At 61.0% G+C, this 22,435-nt stretch carries 20 protein-coding genes; 17 read left to right on the forward strand and 3 right to left on the reverse strand.

What is annotated here, in order from left to right; translation table 11 throughout:
• On the forward strand, positions 1-390 hold the full coding sequence (locus KP004_RS05025) for a hypothetical protein (protein ID WP_216801290.1): 390 nt from the start codon (positions 1-3) through the stop codon (positions 388-390).
• A 10-nt stretch (positions 391-400) separates the two neighbouring features.
• On the opposite strand, the gene KP004_RS05030 is transcribed toward KP004_RS05025, so the two are convergent.
• On the reverse strand, positions 401-865 hold the full coding sequence (locus KP004_RS05030) for a metallophosphoesterase family protein (protein ID WP_216801291.1): 465 nt from the start codon (positions 863-865) through the stop codon (positions 401-403).
• A gap of 391 nt (positions 866-1,256) precedes the next feature.
• Between KP004_RS05030 and sppA the strand changes: the two genes are divergently transcribed.
• From sppA to KP004_RS05090, 12 genes are all read left to right on the forward strand, one after another.
• Positions 1,257-2,138: a signal peptide peptidase SppA gene (sppA, locus tag KP004_RS05035; protein WP_216801292.1), complete on the forward strand. Its 882-nt coding sequence runs from the start codon at positions 1,257-1,259 to the stop codon at positions 2,136-2,138.
• 147 nt (positions 2,139-2,285) lie between these two features.
• Positions 2,286-2,822, forward strand: a complete 537-nt coding sequence (locus KP004_RS05040) for a YceD family protein (RefSeq protein ID WP_216801293.1) — start codon at positions 2,286-2,288, stop codon at positions 2,820-2,822.
• Between the two features lie 13 nt (positions 2,823-2,835).
• Positions 2,836-3,018, forward strand: coding sequence for a 50S ribosomal protein L32 (rpmF, locus tag KP004_RS05045; RefSeq protein WP_015721360.1), 183 nt, complete (start codon positions 2,836-2,838; stop codon positions 3,016-3,018).
• Between the two features lie 53 nt (positions 3,019-3,071).
• On the forward strand, positions 3,072-4,124 hold the full coding sequence (plsX, locus tag KP004_RS05050; RefSeq protein WP_216801294.1) for a phosphate acyltransferase PlsX: 1,053 nt from the start codon (positions 3,072-3,074) through the stop codon (positions 4,122-4,124).
• Entirely contained in the window at positions 4,121-5,101 is a 981-nt protein-coding gene (locus tag KP004_RS05055) for a beta-ketoacyl-ACP synthase III (RefSeq protein ID WP_216801295.1), read from the forward strand. Before plsX ends, KP004_RS05055 begins: the two co-directional genes overlap by 4 nt.
• 146 nt (positions 5,102-5,247) lie before the next feature.
• Positions 5,248-6,180, forward strand: a complete 933-nt coding sequence (gene fabD, locus KP004_RS05060; RefSeq protein WP_216801296.1) for an ACP S-malonyltransferase — start codon at positions 5,248-5,250, stop codon at positions 6,178-6,180.
• Positions 6,180-6,920, forward strand: a complete 741-nt coding sequence (fabG, locus tag KP004_RS05065; protein ID WP_216801297.1) for a 3-oxoacyl-[acyl-carrier-protein] reductase — start codon at positions 6,180-6,182, stop codon at positions 6,918-6,920. Before fabD ends, fabG begins: the two co-directional genes overlap by 1 nt.
• Positions 6,921-7,057: 137 nt before the next feature.
• Positions 7,058-7,291: an acyl carrier protein gene (gene acpP / locus KP004_RS05070; RefSeq protein WP_012531540.1), complete on the forward strand. Its 234-nt coding sequence runs from the start codon at positions 7,058-7,060 to the stop codon at positions 7,289-7,291.
• Positions 7,292-7,375: 84 nt separating this feature from the next.
• The gene (gene fabF, locus KP004_RS05075; RefSeq protein WP_216801298.1) at positions 7,376-8,608 is read left to right on the forward strand and encodes a beta-ketoacyl-ACP synthase II; all 1,233 of its coding nucleotides are present in this window, start codon (positions 7,376-7,378) and stop codon (positions 8,606-8,608) included.
• 2 nt (positions 8,609-8,610) lie between these two features.
• Entirely contained in the window at positions 8,611-9,057 is a 447-nt protein-coding gene (gene rpiB / locus KP004_RS05080) for a ribose 5-phosphate isomerase B (protein WP_216801299.1), read from the forward strand.
• A 128-nt stretch (positions 9,058-9,185) separates the two neighbouring features.
• Entirely contained in the window at positions 9,186-10,433 is a 1,248-nt protein-coding gene (glyA, locus tag KP004_RS05085) for a serine hydroxymethyltransferase (RefSeq protein ID WP_216801300.1), read from the forward strand.
• 306 nt (positions 10,434-10,739) lie between these two features.
• Positions 10,740-11,624 (forward strand): radical SAM protein, encoded by an 885-nt coding sequence (locus tag KP004_RS05090; RefSeq protein WP_216801301.1) that lies wholly within the window; start codon positions 10,740-10,742, stop codon positions 11,622-11,624.
• A 3-nt stretch (positions 11,625-11,627) separates the two neighbouring features.
• Here the strand turns inward: KP004_RS05090 and KP004_RS05095 are convergent, their stop codons facing one another.
• Positions 11,628-12,083: a hypothetical protein gene (locus KP004_RS05095; RefSeq protein ID WP_216801302.1), complete on the reverse strand. Its 456-nt coding sequence runs from the start codon at positions 12,081-12,083 to the stop codon at positions 11,628-11,630.
• Positions 12,084-12,452: 369 nt separating this feature from the next.
• Here KP004_RS05095 and KP004_RS05100 point away from each other — a divergent pair, with 369 nt between their 5' ends.
• The 3 genes from KP004_RS05100 to hisS all read left to right on the forward strand — a co-directional run bounded on the left by KP004_RS05100 (position 12,453) and on the right by hisS (position 17,765).
• Positions 12,453-14,810 carry a DNA internalization-related competence protein ComEC/Rec2 gene (locus KP004_RS05100; RefSeq protein WP_216801303.1) on the forward strand — a complete coding sequence of 786 codons (2,358 nt, stop codon included), beginning with the start codon at positions 12,453-12,455 and terminating at the stop codon, positions 14,808-14,810.
• 75 nt (positions 14,811-14,885) lie between these two features.
• Positions 14,886-16,265, forward strand: a complete 1,380-nt coding sequence (locus KP004_RS05105; protein WP_216801304.1) for a GGDEF domain-containing response regulator — start codon at positions 14,886-14,888, stop codon at positions 16,263-16,265.
• A gap of 252 nt (positions 16,266-16,517) precedes the next feature.
• Positions 16,518-17,765, forward strand: a complete 1,248-nt coding sequence (gene hisS / locus KP004_RS05110) for a histidine--tRNA ligase (RefSeq protein ID WP_216801305.1) — start codon at positions 16,518-16,520, stop codon at positions 17,763-17,765.
• 215 nt (positions 17,766-17,980) lie between these two features.
• On the opposite strand, the gene KP004_RS05115 is transcribed toward hisS, so the two are convergent.
• The gene (locus KP004_RS05115; RefSeq protein WP_239026946.1) at positions 17,981-18,703 is read right to left on the reverse strand and encodes a pirin family protein; all 723 of its coding nucleotides are present in this window, start codon (positions 18,701-18,703) and stop codon (positions 17,981-17,983) included.
• 227 nt (positions 18,704-18,930) lie between these two features.
• Here KP004_RS05115 and dnaE point away from each other — a divergent pair, with 227 nt between their 5' ends.
• Positions 18,931-22,407, forward strand: a complete 3,477-nt coding sequence (dnaE, locus tag KP004_RS05120; RefSeq protein ID WP_216801306.1) for a DNA polymerase III subunit alpha — start codon at positions 18,931-18,933, stop codon at positions 22,405-22,407.
• Positions 22,408-22,435: the final 28 nt, after the last annotated feature.

Raw genomic sequence — 22,435 nt, forward strand, 5'->3', positions numbered from 1 at the left:
ATGGCAAAACAGATGAGACTGACCTGTTACGGACGCAGCAAGAGCAAACCGGAGTGGGAAACGATCCTTTCGGGATTCACCTTTGATATCTTCTTCGCGGAGCTGGCGCAGGAACTGCAGCGCTTCGGGATTACGCTGGAACTGGGGGAGGACCCCGGGCAGGTGATAGAGGTTAACGGCTACGGCGACCTTTTGAATTCCATCCGCATCGCTTCGCCGTCGGACGGCATCAGCAACGTCTGCGTCGGCCACGTTATCGGCCAGAGCCCCCGGCTGGACCTGCAGGAGGACATCAGGCGCGCGGTGAACCGGATCGCCTTCGCGCCGGAAACCGTCGCTCCCGACGCTGAGAACCGCAAGGTCTGCCACAACTGTGGCTGCGGCTGCTAGAGAGAGAAAGCTAGAGAGGGAAGATCTCGGCCTTGGCCGTGGCCCCCTCGACGGTGACGATGGCGTAACTCCCGGGCAGTCCCTCCTTGAGGGCTCCCGGGTTTACCAGCAGCATCCCGTCCGTTGCCTCTACCGCTGCGCAGTGGGTATGGCCGTAGAGCACTACCGACGCCCCCAGTTGCATTCCCCTGTTTATCAGAAGAGATAGCCCGCTCTTTACGTGCTGACGGTAACCGTGGGTCAGCAAGAACCGGCATTCACCGAGCTCGAGGGTGAGCTCAGCAGGTACGCGGCGATCGAGGTCGCAGTTGCCCGCGACCCGGTGTACCGGCACCGCCAGCACTTCCTCCAACATGCGAGCATCCTCGCAGCCGTCCCCGAGATGAACGATGTGATCCACCGGACCGGCCAGTTCATGCGCCCTGAAGGCGTGGGCGTAGTTGCCGTGGCTGTCGGAGATTACCAGTACTCTCATAGTCCCTCTTCCCGTATCTCTTTCACGACAGCAGGATACTCAGTCGAGACCCCGCTGCGGGATATTTGATTTTGCGCCGTGCCTTGCATAGTGTAGAGTTGTTGGCGGCGTGCGAAATGTTTTATGTCACCCTACTGTTCAGATATAGGACAGAGTCTCGGTAAAAGACAAGCAAAATAAGCTGTAAACGTTTGTTCCTGTAGGGACAATCAATATCCCCCTTTTCCTGGTGCCCAATCTCCAGCTTGGGAACCCCATATGGCGCAAAGCTCCAGCTTTGCATCCGAGGAGGTTGAAGCTTCCGAGAGGCTTTGCGTTCCCAAGGTGGACCTTGGGAACGAGATCACAGATGTGCGTAACAATGTCAGCATATGGAAGAGACGGAGGAATCATGAAGAAATTGCTACTGTGGATCGCCGCCTTCGTTGTCGGCCTGTTCCTCCTTTTCAGCGCCTGCGTCGCCGTGGTCACGGCCCTGGTCGGCGACCGCGACACCCTCTCCGGAGGAGACGGCGTCGGCATCGTTGAACTCAAAGGGGTCATCGTCGACGGACAGGAGACCATACGCCAGTTGCGGGAGATGAAGAAGGACGAGCACGCGAAAGCCGTGGTGTTCCGGGTCGATTCCCCGGGCGGCGTCGTCGGCCCGTCGCAGGAGATCTACGCGGCGGTAAAGGATCTGGCCAAAGCGAAAAAGGTCGTCGTCTCCATGGGGAGCGTGGCTGCTTCCGGCGGCTACTACGTCTCGGCGCCGGCCACCCTCATCTACGCCAACCCCGGCACCATCACCGGGAGCATCGGTGTCTTGATGAAGTTCTCCAACATGGAGGGGCTGATGGACAAGGTCGGCATGAAGGCCTTCACCATCAAGACCGGCAAGTTCAAGGATACCGGCTCCCCGGCGCGGCCCATGACCGACGAGGAAAAGGCGATGCTGCAGGGGGTGATCGACTCCACCCACGGGCAGTTCGTGAAGGCGGTGGCCCAGGGGAGGAGGCTTCCGGAAGCGCAGGTCAGGAGCATCGCCGACGGCAGGATCTTCTCAGGGGAACAGGCGCTGGCCCTGAAACTCGTGGACCGCATCGGGTCGATGCAGGACGCGATTGACGAGGCCGCGCGGCTGGGAGGGATCAAGGGTGAACCGCGGCTGATCCGCCCGGCGAAGAAGAAAGGGCGAGCACTGGATTACCTGGTGGAAAGCGCGGCCCATCGGCTGGGTGTGTTGTCCGACTCCGACAGCAGTGTGAGCGTCGATTACCGTCTCGGCTGGTAGAGTGCGCGGCGAGTCCGGAGCCTGACAGCAGCGGTGCTGACACAGGCTGAACCCTTGCCAGTGGCCCCGCCGCTCTCTTTAGATTTACCTTGACAAAAAAACCGCCATCTATATACTGGGAAACTTTGAAAAAGGGGAGATCTTCCTTTGAAGATAGAGATAGAAAAGGTGAAAAAGAAGCAGCTCGACCTCTCTGAGTCGGAGCCTGCAACACACTTCCCGGCACTGGTAGAGATGGAAAAAGCGGGCGAGTGTGTCTTCACCGCACCGGTCGACGCCCAGGTCACCGCGATCTGGGAATACGATCACGTGAGGGCCGCCGGCAAGGTGGAGAGCGCGGTGCGCCTCACCTGCTCCCGCTGCCTGGCCGAATACGATTACCCGATCTCCTCCGACTTCACCATCTTCTATACACAGAGTAAGGGTGAAGAGCTGGACGAGGAGGTCGAGCTTTCCGACGAGGAACTGATTTCGGCCACCTACAGCGGCGACGAGATCGACATGGATCCCGAAATCGCCGAGCAGGTCGCGCTGGAAGTACCCTATAAACCGTTATGCAGCGAGTCGTGCCGCGGGCTGTGCCCCGAGTGCGGAGCTGACCTGAACGCCGGAGAATGCGGCTGCGATCGCGGCGGGATAAATCTGAAGATGGCCGCCCTGAAGAAGATCAAGATAGAAAAGTAAAAAGGAGAACACCATGGCTGTACCTAAGAAGAAGACCTCCAAGTCGCGCAAGAACATGAGGCGTGCACACGATTTCCTCACCGCTCCCACCGTCTCGACCTGCCCGCAGTGCAAGGCTCCGAAGCTGCCGCATTGTGTCTGCCCGTCCTGCGGCACCTACAAGGGGCGTCAGGTGCTGAAGGCTGAAGAGCTCTAGGATTTCGTCTCACCTAAGCCGTGACTGTTCGGAATCCGCTCCCTAGGGGAAATATGAGAGTTGCTGTCGATGTAATGGGGGGCGACAACGCCCCTCATGTTGAAGTAGAAGGTGCAGTAGCTGCGGCCAGAGAGTTCGGTATCCCGGTAACTCTGGTCGGAGACGTTGAAAAGGTGCAAGCCGAGCTGGCCCGCCACGACTGCAAGGGGCTGGACATCGAGGTGTGGCATGCCTCTGAAGTAGTGGGCATGCACGACTCCGCCTCCGATGCGGTGCGCAAGAAGAAGGATTCCTCGATCCGCGTCGCCTTCGAGCTGGTCAAGGGCGGCGAGGCCGTCGCCGTGGTAAGCGCGGGGAACTCGGGCGCCACCATGGCGGCCGGCATGTTCGTCCTGAAAAGGATGAAGGGAATCGACCGCGCCGCAATCGCCCAACTCTTTCCCACCGTTACCGGTAAGACCCTCGTTCTCGATGTCGGCGGCAACGTCGACTGCAAGCCGATCCACCTGGTTCAGTTCGCCGTCATGGGCGAGGTGTACGCCAAGTTCGTGATGGGTGTCGATAAACCCAGGGTTGGCCTGCTCTCCAACGGGGAGGAGGACAGCAAGGGTAACGAGCTTACCCGGGAAACCAGCACCCTCCTGCGCGAAAAGCCCATCAACTACATAGGTTACGTGGAAGGCAGGGACATCTTCAACGGCTCGGTCGACGTCGTGGTCTGCGACGGCTTCGTCGGCAACGTGGCGTTGAAACTGTCCGAGGGGCTGGCCGAGGCCGTGGGCAAGATGCTCAAAGCCGAGATCAAGCGCAGCTTCTTGTGCCAGATCGGGTACCTCCTGAGCCGCAAGGCTTTCAACAATTTCAAGAAGACCGTAGACTACGCCGAGTACGGCGGCGCGCCTCTGCTTGGGATCAACGGCGTGGGGATGATCTGCCACGGCGGCTCGAACACCAAGGCAATCAAGAACGCGATCCGCTTTGCCCATGAATACGCACTCAAAGGGGTCAACGGCCGCATGGCCGAAAAGCTCAACGAGAGCTTCCCCGGTGAGCCTCGCGAGCGTACCGGCCAGAACCCGGACGCCACAGAAAGGGTTGCTTCATGATTAGACCGAGAATCACCGGCACCGGCTCCGCCGTGCCGGAGAAAGTGCTGACCAATTTCGACCTGGAGAAGATGGTGGACACCACCGACGAGTGGATCGTCACCAGGACCGGTATCCGGGAACGCCGCATCGCCGCCGAGGGAGAATACACCTCGACCTTCGCCATCGCCGCCGCCGAGCGGGCGCTGGCCGCAGCCGGAGTGAAGGCAGAGGAAATCGACATGATCGTGGTGGGCACGCTCACCCCGGACTTCCCGTTCCCCGCCACCGCCTGCATCGTCCAGCAGGCCCTCAAGGCCACCAACGCCTTCTGCTTCGACCTCTCCGCCGCCTGCTCCGGTTTCATCTACGCCCTCGCCACCGCACAGAAGTTCATCCTCTCCGGACAGGTGAAGAAGGCCCTGGTGATCGGCGCCGAGGTGCTGTCGCGCATCGTCGACTGGAACGACCGCAACACCTGCCTGCTCTTTGGTGACGGCGCCGGCGCGGTCGTGCTCGAGGCGCAGGAAGGGGAGAACGGCATCCTCTCCACCCACATGCACAGCGACGGCAACTACTGGGAGATCCTGTACCAGAAGGGCGCCGGCAGCCGCAACCCCGCCAGCCACAAGAACGTGGACGAGGGGCTGGTCTACCTGACCATGCAGGGGAACGAGGTGTTCAAGCTGGCCGTCCGTTCCATGGGCGAAGTCGCCATGGAGGCACTCGAGGCCAACGGTCTCACCGCCGCCGACGTCAACCTGTTCATTCCGCACCAGGCCAACCAGAGGATCGTCGACTCCGTCGGCAAGCGCCTCGGCATCACCGGCGAGCGCGTCTTCGTCAACCTGGACCGCTACGGCAACACCTCGGCGGCGTCGATCCCGATCGCGCTGGACGAGGCGGTGCGCGCCGGGCGCCTGAAAGAAGGCGACCTGCTGCTGCTCGACGCCTTCGGCGGCGGCCTCACCTGGGGCTCAGCACTCGTTCGCTGGTAAATAGTCCCCCTCTAACGTTCCCGCCCCCGGAGGGGGAGGGACAGGGAGGGGGTGCCTAGCGGCTCGATACGGCTTCCCCCCACCCGGCCTCCCCCCTCCGGGGGAAGGTGCCCAGTCGCTGAACTAAAAAAGAAAAGAGGTTACCTATGCAATCCTATGCATTCATCTTTCCGGGGCAGGGCTCCCAGCACGCCGGGATGGGGAAGGATCTGGCGGATAACTTCAAGACCGCCAAGGTCGCTTTCGAGGAGGCCGACGACGCGCTCGGCTTCTCCCTTTCGAAACTCTGCTTCGAAGGGCCCGAGGAGGACCTGAAACTCACCGCGAACACCCAGCCGGCCATCCTGGCCGCCAGTGTCGCGGCATTCCGGGTGCTCAAGGAGGAGTCGCCGCTGGTTCCCTCCTTCGTGGCCGGCCACTCGCTGGGTGAATACTCGGCACTGGTCGCCGCGGGCGCGCTCGACTTCGCCGATGCGCTCCGGACCGTCAGGGCCCGCGGCAGCTACATGCAGGACGCCGTCCCGGTCGGGGTAGGGGCCATGGCCGCCATCCTCGGCGTCGAGGCGGACGTGCTCAAAGAAATCTGCGCGGAGGCTGCGCAGGGCGAGGTGGTTTCCCCCGCCAACTTCAACTCCCCGGGCCAGATCGTGGTCGCCGGCCACACCGGCGCCGTGAACCGCGCCATCGAGATCGCCAAGGCCAAGGGGTTCAGGAAGGCGATGCTCCTTCCGGTTTCCGCACCCTTCCACTGCGCGCTGATGAAACCGGCCGCGGACAGGCTGGCCCAGACGCTCGAAGCCGTGCAGGTGCACGCGCTGACCGCCCCGGTGGTCAGCAATGTCGAGGCGAAGCCCAACTCCGACGCCGCCCGCGTCAAACCGCTCCTCGTGGAGCAGGTCTGCGCGCCGGTCCTTTGGGAACAGATCATCCAGAACATCGTCGCCGCCGGCGTCACCAATTTCGTCGAGATCGGCCCGGGCAAGGTGCTGGCCGGCCTGGTGAAGAGGATCGACAAGGAAGCTGCCTGCGTCAACGTGCAGGACGCGGCAGGCGTAAAAGCAATCACGGAGGTGGCGTAATGAGCCTGAACGGACAGGTAGCAGTCGTAACCGGCGCCTCCCGCGGCATCGGCAGGGCCATCGCCCTCAAACTCGCGCAACAGGGCGCCGCCGTGGTGGTGACCGCCACCACCGAGCAGGGCGCCGCCAAGACCGCCGACGAGATCGTCGCTGCGGGTGGCAAGGCGCTGGCGGTAAAGGTCGACGTCTCGGTGGCTGCCGAGGTGGAGAACCTCTTCAAGCAGTCGGTTGATGCCTTCGGCAAGGTAGACATCCTGGTCAACAACGCCGGTATCACCAAGGACGGCCTCTTACTCAGGATGAAGGAAGAGGACTGGGACGCGGTGCTCGATATCAACCTGAAGGGGTGCTTCAACTGCACCCGCGAGGCGGCCAAGCTCATGTCCAAGGCGCGCTTCGGCAGGATCGTCAACGTCTCCTCCGTCGTGGGTGAGATGGGTAACCCGGGCCAGGCCAACTACTGTGCCTCCAAGGCGGGCATGATCGGCCTCACCAAGTCGGTGGCCAAGGAGCTCGCCCGGAGAAACGTCACCGTCAACGCGGTCACCCCCGGTTTCATCGAGACCGACATGACCTCGGAGCTGTCCGACAAGACCAGAGAAGCGCTCCAGGAGCAGATCCCCATGGGCAGGCTGGGGAGCGCGGATGACATAGCGGGGGCGGTGCTGTTCCTCGTTTCCGACGCCGCGGCATACGTCACCGGGCACGTTCTTTCGGTGAACGGCGGCATGTACATGTGAGTCGTCTAACGGCGTTGTTTTTACTTTCAGCGCCAAAAATACCTTTTGCAAATTCTACTTTTCATGCTATGAAATAGCAGTCTTTGGCACAACAAATCAAATAACGTCTAACGTTACAATCAAATGGAGGTAATTGAATGGCTTCGATCGAGAAACGCATTAAAGAGATAGTCGCTGAGCAGCTTGGTGTTGACGAGGCTCAGGTGACCAACGAGTCCTCCTTCATGGACGACCTGGGTGCCGACTCCCTGGATACCGTAGAACTGGTTATGGCCCTTGAAGAGGAGTTCGAAATCGAGATCTCCGACGAGGACGCCGAGAAGATCCAGTCGGTACAGGACGCAATCGACTACATCACTGATCACACCTAGTAGAGAGGGGGGAGTTATGCTTCCCCTTTTTCATGCCGCCTCCGGGCGGCCATGAGTCAACAGTACCTAAGGAGAGTTCAGAGTATGAGAAGAGTTGTTGTCACGGGGGTAGGCGTGGTCTCCCCGCTGGGGACCGGTAACGGCAAGAACTGGGACGCACTGGTGTCCGGCACGTCCGGCATCGCTCCCATTACCCGTTTCGATGCCTCCGACCTGCCGGTGAAGATCGCTGGCGAGGTTAAGGACTTCGTCGCCGAGGATTTCATCGACAAGAAAGAGATCAAGAAGATGGATCTCTTCATCCAGTACGCGCTGGCGGCGGCCCATTTCGCCATGGAAGACTCCGGTCTGCAGATCACCGAGGAGAACGCCGAGCGTGTCGGCGTCCTGGTTGGTGCCGGCCTGGGCGGGCTCCCCGCCATCGAGCGTTACCACTCCGCGCTGCTGGAAGGGGGATACAAGAAGGTCTCCCCGTTCTTCATCCCGATGCTGATCATCAACCTGGCTCCGGGACACATCTCCATCAAGTACGGCGCCAAAGGCCCGAACGTCTCTTCCGTTTCCGCCTGTGCTACCGGCACCCATTCCATCGGTGACGCCTACCACATGATTCAGCGCGGCGACGCCGACGCCATGATCGCAGGCGGCACCGAATCCACCGTGACCCCGCTGGGTATCGGCGGCTTCGCGGTGATGAAGGCCCTCTCGACCAACAACGACAACCCGGCTGGCGCATCCCGTCCGTTCGACAAGGGCAGGGACGGCTTCATCCTCTCCGAGGGTGCCGGCATCGTCGTACTCGAGGAGTACGAGGCGGCCAAGGCGCGCGGCGCCAAGATCTACGGCGAAGTCGTGGGTTACGGCCTGTCCGGCGACGCCTACCACCTGACCTCTCCCGCCCCGGGCGGCGAAGGTGCGGCGCGCTGCATGAAGATGGCGCTGCGCACCGCGGGCATCAACCCGGAGCAGGTGGACTACATCAACGCCCACGGCACCTCGACTCCGTTCGGGGACGTCGGTGAGACCACCGCAATCAAGACCGTCTTCGGCGATCACGCCTATAAGCTGATGGTTTCCTCCACCAAATCGATGACCGGCCACCTGCTCGGTGCCGCCGGCGGCGTCGAGGCCGTCTTCTCGCTGCTGGCAATGAAGAACTCGGTAGTGCCTCCGACCATCAACTACAACGAGCCGGATCCCGAGTGCGATCTCGACTACGTGCCCAACACGGCACGCGAGGCGAAGCTCGAGTACGCCATGAGCAACTCGTTCGGCTTCGGCGGCACCAACGCGTCGCTGCTCTTCAAGAGGGTCTAGGCATGATAGTCCTTGGTAGCGATCACGGTGGCCTCGAGCTGAAGAACCAGATCAGGATGCTGCTCGAAGAGCGCGGGCTTGCCTGCGAAGACCTAGGTACCCACAACGGCGATTCCGTCGACTACCCCGATTTCGGGATAGCGGTGTCCCGCCGCGTCTCCGAGGGGACTGCCGAGAAGGGGATCCTGGTCTGCGGCACCGGCATCGGCATGTCCATCGTGGCCAACAAGTTCCCCGGCATCCGTGCGGCGCTGGCCACCGACGTCTTCATGGCGACCATGGCCAAGGAGCACAACAACGCCAACATCCTGGTGCTGGGCGGCCGCGTGCTGGAAACCGAAAAGGCGCGCGAGATGGTGGCGGCCTGGCTCGACACCGAGTTTGCCGCGGGCAGGCACCAGAAGCGGCTGGACAAGATCGCCGAACTGGAGCGCGAGCTCAAGGGATGATGCACCACCCACAAGCGAGCGGATCAGCACAGCGGCACTGGTAAGACAAACGATTCTAAAGCACAGAACGGGACTCCCAGAGTCCCGTTTTCTCATTTCAACGCACTTTTTCACTAGGAGAGTCAGACATGTCAGTACTGGAAACATTCGACCCGGCAGTGGCAGAAGTCATCAGGCACGAGACTGAGCGCCAGGAGTACAACCTCGAACTGATCGCCTCGGAGAACTTCGTCTCGCAGGCCGTGCTCGAGGCGCAGGGATCGGTCCTTACCAACAAGTACGCCGAGGGGTATCCCGGCAAGCGTTACTACGGTGGCTGCCACGAGGTCGACAAGGTCGAGAACCTGGCCATCGAGCGCGCCAAGGAACTGTTCGGCGCCGACCATGTCAACGTTCAGCCGCACTCCGGTTCCCAGGCCAACATGGCGGTCTACTTCTCCGTGCTGAAGCCGGGCGACACCGTGCTGGGCATGAACCTCGCCCACGGCGGTCACCTGACCCACGGCTCCCCGGTCAACTTCTCCGGCAAGCTCTTCAACATCGTTCCCTACGGCGTCTCCCAGGAGACCCAGACCATCGACTACGAAGAGTGCGAGCGTCTGGCCGTCGAGCACAAGCCGAAGATGATCGTGGTGGGCGCCTCCGCCTACCCGCGCGTCATCGACTTCGAGGCCTTCCGTCGCATCGCCGACAAGGTTGGCGCCGTGGTCATGGTGGACATGGCTCACATCGCCGGCCTCGTTGCCGCCGGTCTGCACCCGAGCCCGGTTCCCTACGCCGAGTTCGTCACCACCACCACCCATAAGACCCTGCGCGGACCGCGCGGCGGCATGATCATGTGCCGCGAGGACTGGGCCAAGACCCTGAACTCCAACATCTTCCCGGGCATCCAGGGCGGCCCGCTGATGCACGTCATCGCCGCCAAGGCGGTCGCGTTCAAGGAAGCGCTCACCCCCGAGTTCAAGCAGTACCAGCAGCAGATCGTGAAGAACGCCCAGGCGCTCGCCGCAGGCCTCATGAGCCGCGGCTTCAAGCTCACCTCCGGCGGCACCGACAACCACCTGATGCTGGTCGACCTCTCCCAGACCGAGCTGACCGGCAAGGTTGCCGAGGAAGCGCTCGACCGCGCCGGCATCACCGTGAACAAGAACGGCATCCCCTTCGACACCCGTTCGCCGTTCATCACCTCCGGTATCCGTATCGGTACCCCGGCAGCCACCAGCCACGGCCTCAAAGAAGCCGAGATGGAGCAGGTGGCAGGCTTCATCGCCGAGGTTCTGGGCAACGTGGGTGACGAAGCCAAGCTCGCCGCCGTGAAGACCCAGGTGAACGCGCTGATGAAGCGTTTCCCGATGTACGCCGACCGCCTGAAGTAACGAGCGGCCGCTACTGCAGTAAAGGAAAAGGGGACGATGTCATCGTCCCCTTTTTTTTATTTATTTGGGAGCAAAGGGCGTCTCGTGCATCCTATCAAGCACTGCACGCGAACTGACGTCCTCCCCTTTGCGAAGGGGAGACAGAGGGGATTTGCTTTTTGGGGGGCGCAGTCGCCAGTTGAAGGATGGCACGCAGGAAATGCTGCAACAGCTCATGACACAGTCGGGGGGGATTTGCTCTTTTGCCGTTTCTCAGCTACATTACCCGCCGCAGAACCAAAATGGCCACGCTCAGGGGATCACCGCATGTTCTTCCACTACCACGAACCGCTCTTTCGCCCGCCTTCCGAGGCCGGCAGCCTCATCTTCCAGATCACCATCGGCTGCTCCCAAAACCGGTGCAGATTCTGTGGCATGTACAAGATGAAGCAGTTCCGGGTCCGCTCGCTGGAGGAGATCTTTAGTGAGATCCGGTCCATCCCGGCGCGCTACCGTTCGGGCGTGCGGCGCGTGTTCCTGGCTGACGGCGATGCCCTGATCTATCCGCAGGAAGGGCTGGAGCTGATACTCGACGAACTGAACGATGTCTTTCCCTCCCTTACCCGCGTGGGCGCCTACGCCTCGCCCAACAGTCTAAACCTCAAGAGCGGTAACGATCTGGCCGTCTTGCGTGCGAAGAAGCTGCGCATCCTCTACTACGGGCTGGAAAGCGGCGATGCCGAAACGCTGCGCCTGGTCGACAAGGGATTCGAACCGGACCAGATGCTGGAGCAGTGCCGAAAAGCGATGGCCGCCGGCATGAAGCTCTCCATAACCGCGATCCTCGGGCTGGCCGGAAGAAAGCGCAGCGCCGAGCATGCTGCCGCCACCGCGGAGTGGGTGACGGCACTGTCGCCGGAATACTTCTCCCTGCTCACCATGTTCCAGCGTCACAACGACGACTTCCTGAAGCTGATCGAGCCGTTGAGCCACGGGGAGATCCTGCTGGAGACCCGCGCGCTGCTCGAGCGGCTGGCGCCCCAGGGTACGATCCTGCGCTCCAACCACGTCTCCAATTTTCTCAGCCTAGCGGGAAGCTATCCAAAGGACCGGCAGCGTCTCATCGATACCGTCGACGCTGCGCTTGTGGAAGCAAAAAGGGACCCCCGCTGGTATGCGGAGATCCCTTCCTATCACGAGGAGTACTACTAGCAGTTATCTTGATACGCCGCAGAGTCTCAGTTCGCTTTCCAGCTTCTCTCGGGATATGCCGAGTACCCGGCAGGCCTGCTCGCGGTCGCTCTGGTAGCGCTCCATCACCATCAGCAGGAGAGCCTTCTTCAGCGATGCGGAGAGCTTATCCATGACACCCTGCCCATGGGTCGCCGCCAGGGAAGAGACCAGCGGTTCGAGGTTCTTCTGGAACAGTTCGGCGCTCTCGTTCACGGTGTGGCGTACCGGTTCGGTCCGCTTGAGCCGCACCACGTTCCCCACGCACTGATCCATGTTGTCCTGCACGAAGCGCAGGGTGTCCCAGTGGCTATCCACGGACATGTAGCGCAGGTCGTCCTTGGTCCCTTCCGGCGCCCCCTTCTTCCTCAGGCGTACTTCCATGATGGTATAAGCGTAAGAGCCAGACCTTTCATTGGTGCTGCGATCTCTGTATGCCATGATGTCCTCCCGGATGTTGTGCCGTTTTCCCTTTCTTTTACAACTGGCGTACCAAAAGAGGCCAAGATGATGTCGCATGTGTAAATGCTTGATATTGCATGTCAAATTGTTGAAGGGTGTAGGCTCTCCCGGCATGCTCGGCGAAGCCTTGTCTGTGCTAAACCTGCACAATCCAGCTGTTCGTTCTTTGGTTTCTGCTGTAATTCCGGTGGCTTGGGTGCGTTGCGAAGTCTGAACAGCAGTAGGGGAATGCACAGACGCCGTTGTACAACCCTTGCCGTCTGCTATAACGTGTGTTGTTTTTAATCGTTTTGGTGATGGCGCTCACACCCGGAAGCGGGGAGGTGACCTCTGGAAAGACCTCTGCTGGTGCCTCTTGCCGCGCTGATCGCAGGCCTGGCGACCACTGACCTGCTCAATACCTTCCCACCCACCTGGTGCCTCGCCACCCTTCTCGGCATGACTCTGGCCGCCTCCTTCTTCCGCTCCCGATACCCCTTTTTGATCCTTTTGGCCCTGCTCTTTTTCGTGTGGGGGCAACTGTCGTTGCAGCCGTTCCTCAGACCGCAGCCAGGTCTGGAGCGGTTTGCATCGGACCGGCCTGTGGCGATCGAGGGGACGCTGGATTGCAGACCCGAGCCGACATCCACCGGAGGGAGCAGGGTTTATCTGCGGGTGGCAGGGGTAAGCGTCGACGGCCAGGAACAGCGGGTGTCGGGGCGGCTACTGGTCTACGTGAAGGAAGGGCGGCCCGAGCTCAGCACCGGGGACAGGATACGGTTTATTTCCCGGATCAGGATGCCGCACAACCTGGGGCTGCCTGGCGAACTCGATTCGGTGCGCAGGTTGGCTTACCAGCAGGTACACGTCACCGGCTTCGTGCTGGCGGCAGAGGACCTGGTGCTGCTGCGGGCAGGTGCGGGCCGGCTGCACGACATCGATCTGCTGGCGGCAAGGTTGGGGAATTTCATCACCAGGATCGAGCCGGGGCGGGAAGGGGGAGTCCTGAAGGCACTGCTCCTTGGGGACAGGTGGGACGTGCCGGAGCAGTTACAGGACGCTTTCGCCCGCAGCGGGGTGAATCATATCCTCTCCATTTCCGGTTTCCATGTCGGCATCGTGTTCCTGTCTCTGTGCCAATTCCTCTATTTCCTCGCCCGGCGGTCCGAGTGGCTTGCCCTGCATCTCAAGTTGAAGCCGCTGGTCATGCTGGCGTCCCTGCCGATGGTGGTGTTCTACCTGTTCCTTTCCGGCCAGGCTCCCGCAACGCTGCGCAGCGTGCTGATGATCTGCGTCGTCGTGGCGGCGCTGCAAATGAAGCGCGAAGTGGACCCTATCCACACGATCATGCTGGCCGCCTGCGCTATCCTGTTCGCCGCGCCGCAAACCGTCTTCGACGTCTCCTTTCAACTTTCTTTCCTGGCCATCTGGGGGCTGTCCGTACTGACGCCGACCCTGCCGCCCCCGCAACACAAGGGACGCCGGATGGTACGATGGGTGCTGCTGTTGCTGATCGCTTCAGTGGCAGCGATACTGGCGACTTCGGTCCATGTCGCCTACTACTTCCAGCGTGTGTCGCTGGTGGGGCTGATCGCCAATCTCCTGGTGGTGCCGCTCATGGGCTACGGTGCTGTGGCCGTCGGTTTCAGCGGCCTGGTGCTTGGCTGTCTTTGGGAGGCACCTGCGGCTTTGTTGCTGCACGTTGCCGCCGCCTTGGTGCGCTGGTCGGACCGAGTCGTGGAGCAGTTGGCGCGCGCACCGGTGCTTACCGGTTACATCCCGGATCGCTTTGACCTCCTGCTGGCATGCCTGGTCCTTTGCGCGATTACCTTCCTAAAGACCAGGCAGCATCGTGCAGCATTCGCGATCCCGCTGCTGGTCACCCTCGCGCTTCGCGCCGTACCGGCGGCACAAGCAACGGATGGACTTTTGCGGCTGTACTTTCTGAGTGTGGGGCAAGGGGACGCTGCACTGGCTCATCTGCCGGATGGAAAGTGGATGCTCGTTGATGGTGGCGGCAATGCGACCGACGCCGACACCCGGGTGGGATCACGCCTGCTGGTGCCTGCCTTGCGGGCCCTCTCGGTGCGGCGCATCGATTACCTGGTGCTGTCACACAGTCATCCGGACCATCTGCAGGGCGTGCTGTACCTGGCCGCGAACTACGAGGTAGGTCAATTCCTGGCCCACCCGCTCACCCTGGCGTCACCGGAGGTCCAGCAGCTGAAATGGGTGCTCGCCGCGCGCGGTATCCCGGTGCGGGAGCTTAGGGCGGAGCAGCCTCGTCTGCAGGTCGGGGGCGTGCAACTGCAGCCGTTGTGGCCGGTTGCCGGAAGCGAGCTGCAGTCGGACGCGAATGCCACATCACTGGCCTTCAGCCTGAGTTACGGTAGGGCATCGGTTCTATTCACTGGTGACATTGGCATGAGAGAAGAGCAGGAGCTTCTTGAGCGGAGAGCTTGGCATCCCTGCAGTCTGTTAAAGGTGGCGCATCATGGCAGCAAGTACTCTTCCTGCGAGCCGTTCCTGGTAGCGGTGCAGCCGGTGGCGGCAGTCATCTCTGCAGGCTACCGAAATGTCTTCCATCTCCCTGCCATGGCAACCCTTTACAGATTGCAACGGCAGGGGGCCAGGATCTACCGAACCGACCTCGAAGGTACCATCGTGGCGGACTGCAAAGCGGATGGTGTTGTTATATTATCGAGTCCTTGGGGGCATTTTAATTGACACTCCAGACTGCTATCTGCTAGTTTATGCTCGCATTGTCCCGCGTATAACCCGACAATCCAGGAGATCCGTAGTATGGAGAGGATTCTTTTAGTCGAAGACGACAGCTTTTTCCGAGAGGTCTATACAGACCTGCTCAAGGAAGACGGCTATAGCGTCGAAGTGGCTGCCTCCGGAGAAGAGGCGCTGGAAATGATCGGTAGGGGAGGGTACCACCTGGTCGTCACCGACCTGGTGATGCGCGACGTGTCGGGCCTCGATATCCTGTCGGAGGTGAAGAGGCTGGATCCGGCAACCGCGGTGATTATGGTCACCGGGCATGCAAACGTAGAAACCGCCATATACGCCCTTAAAAATGGCGCCACCGACTATCTCATCAAGCCCATCAACCAGGATGAGTTCCGCCACATCGTCGCGCACTGCATGGAACAGCGCAGGCTTCTTGACGAGAACCTCGAACTGAAGGGGCTGGTCAACCTGTTCCAGGTGAGCCAGAACATCGCCAACTGCCTTGAGCTGGATCGCATCTACTCGATGCTCACGGATGCCGTCGTAAAAGAAGTAGGCGCCACCCGGGCCCTGGGATATTTCACCGACAACGGACAGCTGATGCTGCGCGAACTGAAGGGGATCGAGGAGTTGAACGCGCACCTGCTGGGACAGGCGGTGATCAGCGAATGCGATCTTCGGGATGACGGCAGCTCGAATCTGCTGCTCCTGAGGAACTTCCTCCCGGAGGGCGCCGATTACGGCAACGGAGTCACCGAGGCCATGTGCGTATATCTGCGGCAGAAGGCGGAGCTGCAGGGGGTGATCATCCTGTTCAACGACCCGGGAGTCCTGTTGCCCAGGGACGTCAATCGCAAACACATCTCATTCCTGCTCGATCAAGGATCTCTAGCTCTGGACAATGCAGCACGTTACAACATCGCAAAAGATCTCCTCTACATAGATGAGTTGACCGGCCTGTACAACTACCGCTACCTCGACGTCGTGCTGGAGCGGGAACTGAAGCGCTGCGAGCGCTACGGCTCCAACCTCGGCATCCTGTTCCTCGACATCGACCTGTTCAAGTCCGTGAACGACAACTTCGGGCACCTGATCGGCAGCCGCGTGCTGCGCGAGGTCGGCTCTCTGGTCAGGAAAAGCGTGCGTGACGTGGATTCGGTGATCCGCTACGGCGGCGACGAGTACACCATCGTGCTGGTCGAGACCGGTATGGACGGGGCCGCTATCGTAGCCGAGCGTATCCGGAAGACCATCGAGGCCCATACCTTCTCCAAGGCGGATGGTCTGGCCATCAAGCTCACCGTAAGCCTCGGCTATGCGTGTGCTCCCGATGACGCCACCACGAAGGCGGAACTGCTGGAGATGGCGGACCAGGCCATGTACCGCGGCAAGAGCGCCGGCAAGAACCGGGCTTTCCATGCGGAAAGGCTGACCACGCCGCCGTGAGGTAGCTGGGGCAGGACAAAGGGACGTCGCACCGGACCGGGCACGGCTGCCGAGCCGGTTTTTTTGTTTTTAAGGCCTTAACGCAAAGGCGCCAAGGCGCGAAGCCGCAAAGGTGAACCGAGAATCTTAAGGATTCTGGTTTTATCCGGCTTCCGATTTTCTTGGCGCCTTAGCGGCTTTGCGTCTTTGCGTTAAATTTTCAGGTCTGTTCGTAGGCACATTTCATTTCGCAAGCGAAGAGAGGGATTAACCGTGGCAATCACCGGTATCAAAGGTTTCAACGACATTCTCCCGGGCGAGGTCGAGAAGTGGCAGCACATCGAGGCCACGGCACGCCGGGTTTTCGAGCTTTACGGGCTTTCCGAGATCAGGATCCCGATCCTGGAGAAGACCGAGCTGTTCTGCCGCTCCATCGGTGACGCCACCGACATCGTGGAGAAGGAGATGTACTCCTTCGAGGACAAGGGCGGCAACAAGGTGACCATGCGCCCGGAGGGTACCGCGTCGGTGATGCGCGCCTACGTCGAGCACAAGATGCACGCCCTGGACCCGGTGGCGCGCCTGTACTACATGGGACCGATGTTCCGCTACGAGCGCCCGCAGAAGGGGCGTTACCGCCAGTTCCACCAGATCGGCGCCGAGATCACCGGCGTTGCCGCTCCCACGGTTGATGCCCAAGTGCTCACCATGCTGACCCATTTCTTCCAGGAACTGGGGCTCACCGAGCCTTCGCTGCAGATCAACTCGCTGGGGTGCCCCTGCTGCCGTCCCGCGTATCGCGAGGCGCTGAAGAAGTTCCTGCTGGACCGCATCGACCAACTCTGTGACGACTGCAAGCGCCGCTACGAGACCAATCCGCTGCGCGCGCTGGACTGCAAGTCCGCGGGCTGCCAGGAAGCGACCCAGGGCGCTCCTTCCATGCTGGATCACCTCTGCGCCGAGTGCGGCGACCACTTCGACAAGACCAGGAAATACCTGGAGTTGGTCGGTACTCCGTATAGCATCAACCAGAGGATGGTGCGCGGCCTCGACTACTACACCAGGACCACCTTCGAGATGGTGACCACCATGCTGGGCGCGCAGAGCGCCGTCGCCGCCGGTGGCCGTTACGACGGACTTATCTCGTCCATCGGCGGTCCGCAGATCCCGGGTATTGGTTTCGCCATGGGGGTCGAGCGTGTCGCGCTGCTTTTGGCCGAGAAGGATTTCTCCCGTCGCCCGGATCTCTTCATCGCCGCCCTTGGTGACGAGGCTCATGCCGAAGCCTTCCGCCTCATGAGCGCCCTGCAGCGTCTGGGTCTTGCCGTGGAGATCGACTACGAAGGGAAGAGCCTGAAGAGCCAGATGCGCCGTGCCGACAAATTCAACTCTCGGTTCACGCTCATCATCGGCGGCGACGAGATCTCCCGTGGCACCGCCCCCTTGAAGAACATGGACGGCGGCACCCAGGACGAAGTTGAGCTGAAGGCAGGGGCCATTAGTTCAGCAATGACGGCGTAATTTTAGTTCCGAAAACTGAGCGGTTCGTGCAAAGGATCGAGTGACAGTCCCCTCCCCCGGAGGGGGAGGGTTAGGGAGGGGGAGCGATAGCTACAACCTTTCCCCCCTCCCGACCTCCCCCCTCCGGAGGGAGGAGTGTCACCGCTCACATCAAAAAGGGGACAGGCTACTTTTTACCGTAAAGTAGCCTGTCCCCTTTTTATCTGCACAATCGCTTACGGCAGTTCGAAGACCAGCGCCTCGACCGCTTCTTTCGCGGTCAGGCGCAGCAGGTCTTCGTTGCTGACCGCTGCCCCGTCTCCTGCCTCCAAAAGATGGCCGTTCACGAGCAGTTTGCCCCGCGCTACCTGCACCCAGGCATGCTGTCCCGCCGGGAGGCGATGCACGATTTCCTCGCCCGAGTCCAGGAGTGTCGCGTATAACCGCACGTCCTGGTGGATGGTAACCGAGTCGTCATGCCCGTCCGGGGAAGCAATCAGGCGCAGGCGGCCACGCTTCTCCTGGTCCGAGAAGTACTTCTGCTCGTAGCTCGGGGTGATCCCGGTCCGCTCGGGCAGGATCCAGATCTGGAAAAAGTGGAGCGGGTCGACCTTGCTGTCGTTGAACTCGCTGTGGGTAATGCCGGTGCCGGCACTCATACGCTGCACGTCGCCGGGGCGTATCACGGAACCGGTCCCCATGCTGTCGCGGTGCGCGAGCGCGCCTTCCAGTACGTAGGAGATGATCTCCATGTCGCGGTGCGGGTGGGTGGGGAAGCCCACTCCGGGTTTTACCCGGTCCTCGTTGATGACCCGCAGGTCCCTGAATCCCATGTAACGCCGGTCGTAGTAATCGGCGAAGGAAAAGGTGTGGTAGGTGTTGAGCCAGCCGTGATCGGCATGGCCTCTGTCGTTTGCTCTTCTGACGGTGATCATGGCGTCCTCCTGCCTAAGTTTCACGAATCGTTACAAAAGCCAAACCGTTTGACCTTGTATAATTTGATATTAAAGTATATAGCTCCGGTTTGTCAACGGTGTGTCATACTTTGGCCTTTACATCGGCAGCCCCCTAGTGCTAAAACTTCCCTTATTTTTATTGCTCATCAGCAACTGGAGCCCGTTGAGCCACGGCTCCTTTTGTCTTTTCTATTCAATCAGTTTCGGTTTCTCGTTAGGGCCTCGGATTTATGGATTCACCTGCCAATTTCGTACATCTTCATCTGCACTCCCAGTACTCCCTGCTGGACGGCGCCATCCGCATCGGCGACCTGGTCAAGAAGGCCAAGGAATACCACATGCCTGCGGTGGCGGTTACCGACCACGGCAACATGTTCGGCTCCCTCGAGTTCTTCCTGAAGGCCCAGGACAAGGGGGTCAAGCCGATCCTCGGCTGTGAAGTCTATATCGCCCCCGGCTCCCGTCTCGACAAGAAAGCCCCCACCGCCGCTGACCCGGTCACCAGCTACCACCTCATCCTGCTGGCCGAGAACATGACCGGTTTCAAGAACCTCTGCTACCTCAGCTCTGCCGGCTACAAGGACGGCTTCTACCGTCGCCCCCGCATCGACAAAGAACTGCTGGAGAAGCACAGGGAAGGTCTTATCTGCCTCTCCGCCTGTCTCCAGGGAGAGATCGCCTACCTCGCGGGCAGGAACAAGATGGAGGAGGCCAAGGCTGCCGCCATCTGGTACGCCGACATGTTCCCGGGGAGCTACTATCTCGAGATCCAGGAGAACGGGATCCCAGAGCAGACCATCGCCAACAGGCGGGTGATGGAGATCGCGCGCGAGCTCAACCTGCCGCTGGTCGCCACCAACGACTGTCACTACCTCAACAAGGAAGACGCCAAGGCGCACGAGATCCTGCTCTGCATCCAGACCGGCAAGACCATGAGCGACCCGAGCCGGATGCGCTTCACCACTGAGGCCTTCTACGTGAAGAGCCCGGAGGAGATGGCACGGGACTTCCACTATTGCCCCGAGGCGCTGGAAAACACGGTCAAGATCGCCGAACGCTGCCATTACGAGTTCGATTTCAAGACCTATCACTTCCCGGCCTATGAGGCGCCGCCGGGCGAAACCCTCGATGACCAGCTGGAGCGCGAGTCCATCCAAGGACTCAAGCTGCGCCTCGAGAAGATCAAGATCAAGTACCCGGACCTGACCCCGGAACAGGAGCAGGCCTACCACGACCGCCTGCGCATCGAGCTGGACTGCATCAGGCACATGGGGTTCCCGGGCTACTTCCTCATCGTTGCGGACTTCATCAACTGGGCCAAGGACCACGGCATTCCGGTCGGGCCGGGCAGGGGCTCGGCGGCCGGTTCGCTGGTCGCCTTCTGCATCAGGATCACCGACATCGACCCGATGCCCTACAACCTGCTGTTCGAGCGATTCCTCAACCCCGAACGTATCTCCATGCCGGATATCGACGTCGACTTCTGCCAGGACCGCCGCGAAGAGGTGATCCAGTACATGGTCGAGCGCTACGGCAGGGAGAAGGTCTGCCAGATCGCCGCCTTCGGTACCATGGCGGCCCGCGGCGTCATCCGTGACGTCGGGCGCGCCCTCGACCTCACCTTCGCTGACGTGGATAAGATCGCCAAGCTGGTTCCCGAGGTTTTGGGCATCACCTTGGACAAGGCCATCGAGCAGGAGCCCAAACTCAAGGAGTTGATGGCGGCCGACGCGAAGGTGAACGAGGTCATGACCGTCGCGCTGCGCCTGGAGGGGCTTGCCCGTCACATCTCCACCCACGCGGCGGGCCTCGTCGTTGCGCCCCGGCAGATGGAAGACTTCTGCCCGGTCTACAAGGACCAGAAGACCGGCTCGCTGACCACCCAGTACTCGATGAAGTACGTGGAGAAGGTCGGCCTGGTGAAGTTCGACTTCCTCGGCCTCAAGAACCTCACCGTCATCGACAACGCCTGCAAGCACATCCGTAACGGCAAGGATCCCAACTTCGACATCACCCTGTTGACGGACGACGATCCCGAAACCTACAAGCTGCTGCAGGCCGGCAACACCACCGGCGTGTTCCAGCTCGAGTCCAGCGGCATGAAGGAGCTCCTGGTCAAGCTGAAGCCCTCCTGCTTCGAGGACATCATCGCGGTCTGCGCCCTCTACCGTCCGGGCCCGCTCGGCTCCGGCATGGTGGACGACTTCATCGAGAGAAAGCACGGCCGCAAGCAGACCGTCTACGACCTGCCGCAGTTGGAGCCGGTCCTCAAGGACACCTACGGCGTCATCGTCTACCAGGAACAGGTCATGCAGATCTCCCGTTCCCTGGCAGGTTACTCGCTCGGCGGCGCCGACCTCTTGCGCCGCGCCATGGGTAAGAAAGACGCCGAACAGATGGCGAAGGAACGCCTGAAGTTCATGGAAGGCTCCGAGAAGCTGGGGCTCGATTCCAAGAAGTGCGCCGCCATCTTCGACCTCATGGCGAAGTTCGCCGAGTACGGCTTCAACAAGTCGCACTCCGCCGCCTATGCCCTGGTCGCCTACCAGACCGCATACCTCAAGGCCCACTACCCGGTGGAGTTCATGGCCGCCCTCCTCACCGAGGACATGAGCAACACCGACAAGGTGATCAAGAGCATCGGCGACTGCCGCGAGATGGGGATCGAGGTGCTCCCGCCTGACATCAACGAGTCGCTGCGCTCTTTCCGCGTGCTTGATACCGCCATGCGCTTCGGCTTGGGCGCCGTCAAGAACGTGGGCGAGGGGGCCATCGAGGCGATCCTGGAGGCCCGCGGCGATGAGCCCTTCAAGGACATCTTCGACTTCTGCGAGCGGGTCGACCTGCGCCGCTGCAACAAGAGGGTCATCGAAGCGCTCATAAAAAGCGGTGCCTTCGACTGCACCAAGGCGAAACGCGCCCAGCTCATGGCCGTACTGGAAGACGCCGCCGCGCAAGGGCAGCGCGTGCAGCAGGAGCGCGAGAGCGCCCAGGTGTCGCTCTTCGGCATGGCCGAGATCCAGCGCGGCTCCAACGGCGGCGGCAACCGGCTCCCCGATATCCCGGAGTGGGACGAGAAGTATCGCCTTGGCTGCGAGAAGGAGGCTATCGGCTTCTTCATCACCGGCCACCCCCTGGACCGCTACGTGGCCGACATGCGCCGCTTCTCCAACGTGGACTGTTCCTCCATCAACGAGGCGAAGGACAAGAGCGAGGTGAAGATCTGCGGCGTCCCGGCAAGCCTCAAGGAGATCATGACCAAGAAGGGTGACCGGATGGGCTTCGTTACCCTCGAGGACCTGGTCGGCTCGCTGGAGGTGGTGGTCTTCTCCGATGTCTACGCGCGCTGCTCCGAGTTTCTCAAAGGCGACGATCCGGTGCACATCACCGGTACGGTCGAGCATGGCGAGAAAGGGGCCAAGATCATGGCCAGCGACATCGTCCTGTTGCGTGATCTGGTGGAGCGGGAGACGCGCAGGGTGAACTTCACCATAGACGCAAAAGAGGCCGATCCCGGGAAGCTGAAGACACTCAAAGACATCATCTCCCGCTACCAGGGGATCTGTCGCAGCTTCCTGCACCTTGACATAGAAAACAGTTCGCGAGTCACCATCCGCCTTTCCGATGTATACAAAGTGGCCGCCAGCGAAGAATTAACAGTGGAAGTGAGTAACCTCTTCGGCTATAATGCCGTGTCCTTCGAGTAGCCTCAGGACGAATGCGGTTATTTTTATT

It is taken from the genome of Geomonas oryzisoli (assembly GCF_018986915.1).
GTDB lineage: Bacteria > Desulfobacterota > Desulfuromonadia > Geobacterales > Geobacteraceae > Geomonas > Geomonas oryzisoli.

Bases quoted from the DNA above. Each gene is read 5' to 3' on its own strand.
- dnaE (WP_216801306.1), top strand. From the start codon at position 18,931: ATGGATTCACCTGCCAATTTCGTACATCTTCATCTGCACTCCCAGTAC.
- KP004_RS05055 (WP_216801295.1), top strand. From the start codon at position 4,121: ATGATTAGACCGAGAATCACCGGCACCGGCTCCGCCGTGCCGGAGAAA.
- glyA (WP_216801300.1), top strand. From the start codon at position 9,186: ATGTCAGTACTGGAAACATTCGACCCGGCAGTGGCAGAAGTCATCAGG.
- KP004_RS05025 (WP_216801290.1), top strand. From the start codon at position 1: ATGGCAAAACAGATGAGACTGACCTGTTACGGACGCAGCAAGAGCAAA.
- fabD (WP_216801296.1), top strand. From the start codon at position 5,248: ATGCAATCCTATGCATTCATCTTTCCGGGGCAGGGCTCCCAGCACGCC.
- KP004_RS05030 (WP_216801291.1), bottom strand. From the start codon at position 865: ATGAGAGTACTGGTAATCTCCGACAGCCACGGCAACTACGCCCACGCC.
- rpmF (WP_015721360.1), top strand. From the start codon at position 2,836: ATGGCTGTACCTAAGAAGAAGACCTCCAAGTCGCGCAAGAACATGAGG.
- acpP (WP_012531540.1), top strand. From the start codon at position 7,058: ATGGCTTCGATCGAGAAACGCATTAAAGAGATAGTCGCTGAGCAGCTT.
- plsX (WP_216801294.1), top strand. From the start codon at position 3,072: ATGAGAGTTGCTGTCGATGTAATGGGGGGCGACAACGCCCCTCATGTT.
- sppA (WP_216801292.1), top strand. From the start codon at position 1,257: ATGAAGAAATTGCTACTGTGGATCGCCGCCTTCGTTGTCGGCCTGTTC.
- KP004_RS05105 (WP_216801304.1), top strand. From the start codon at position 14,886: ATGGAGAGGATTCTTTTAGTCGAAGACGACAGCTTTTTCCGAGAGGTC.
- rpiB (WP_216801299.1), top strand. From the start codon at position 8,611: ATGATAGTCCTTGGTAGCGATCACGGTGGCCTCGAGCTGAAGAACCAG.
- fabF (WP_216801298.1), top strand. From the start codon at position 7,376: ATGAGAAGAGTTGTTGTCACGGGGGTAGGCGTGGTCTCCCCGCTGGGG.
- fabG (WP_216801297.1), top strand. From the start codon at position 6,180: ATGAGCCTGAACGGACAGGTAGCAGTCGTAACCGGCGCCTCCCGCGGC.
- KP004_RS05090 (WP_216801301.1), top strand. From the start codon at position 10,740: ATGTTCTTCCACTACCACGAACCGCTCTTTCGCCCGCCTTCCGAGGCC.
- KP004_RS05095 (WP_216801302.1), bottom strand. From the start codon at position 12,083: ATGGCATACAGAGATCGCAGCACCAATGAAAGGTCTGGCTCTTACGCT.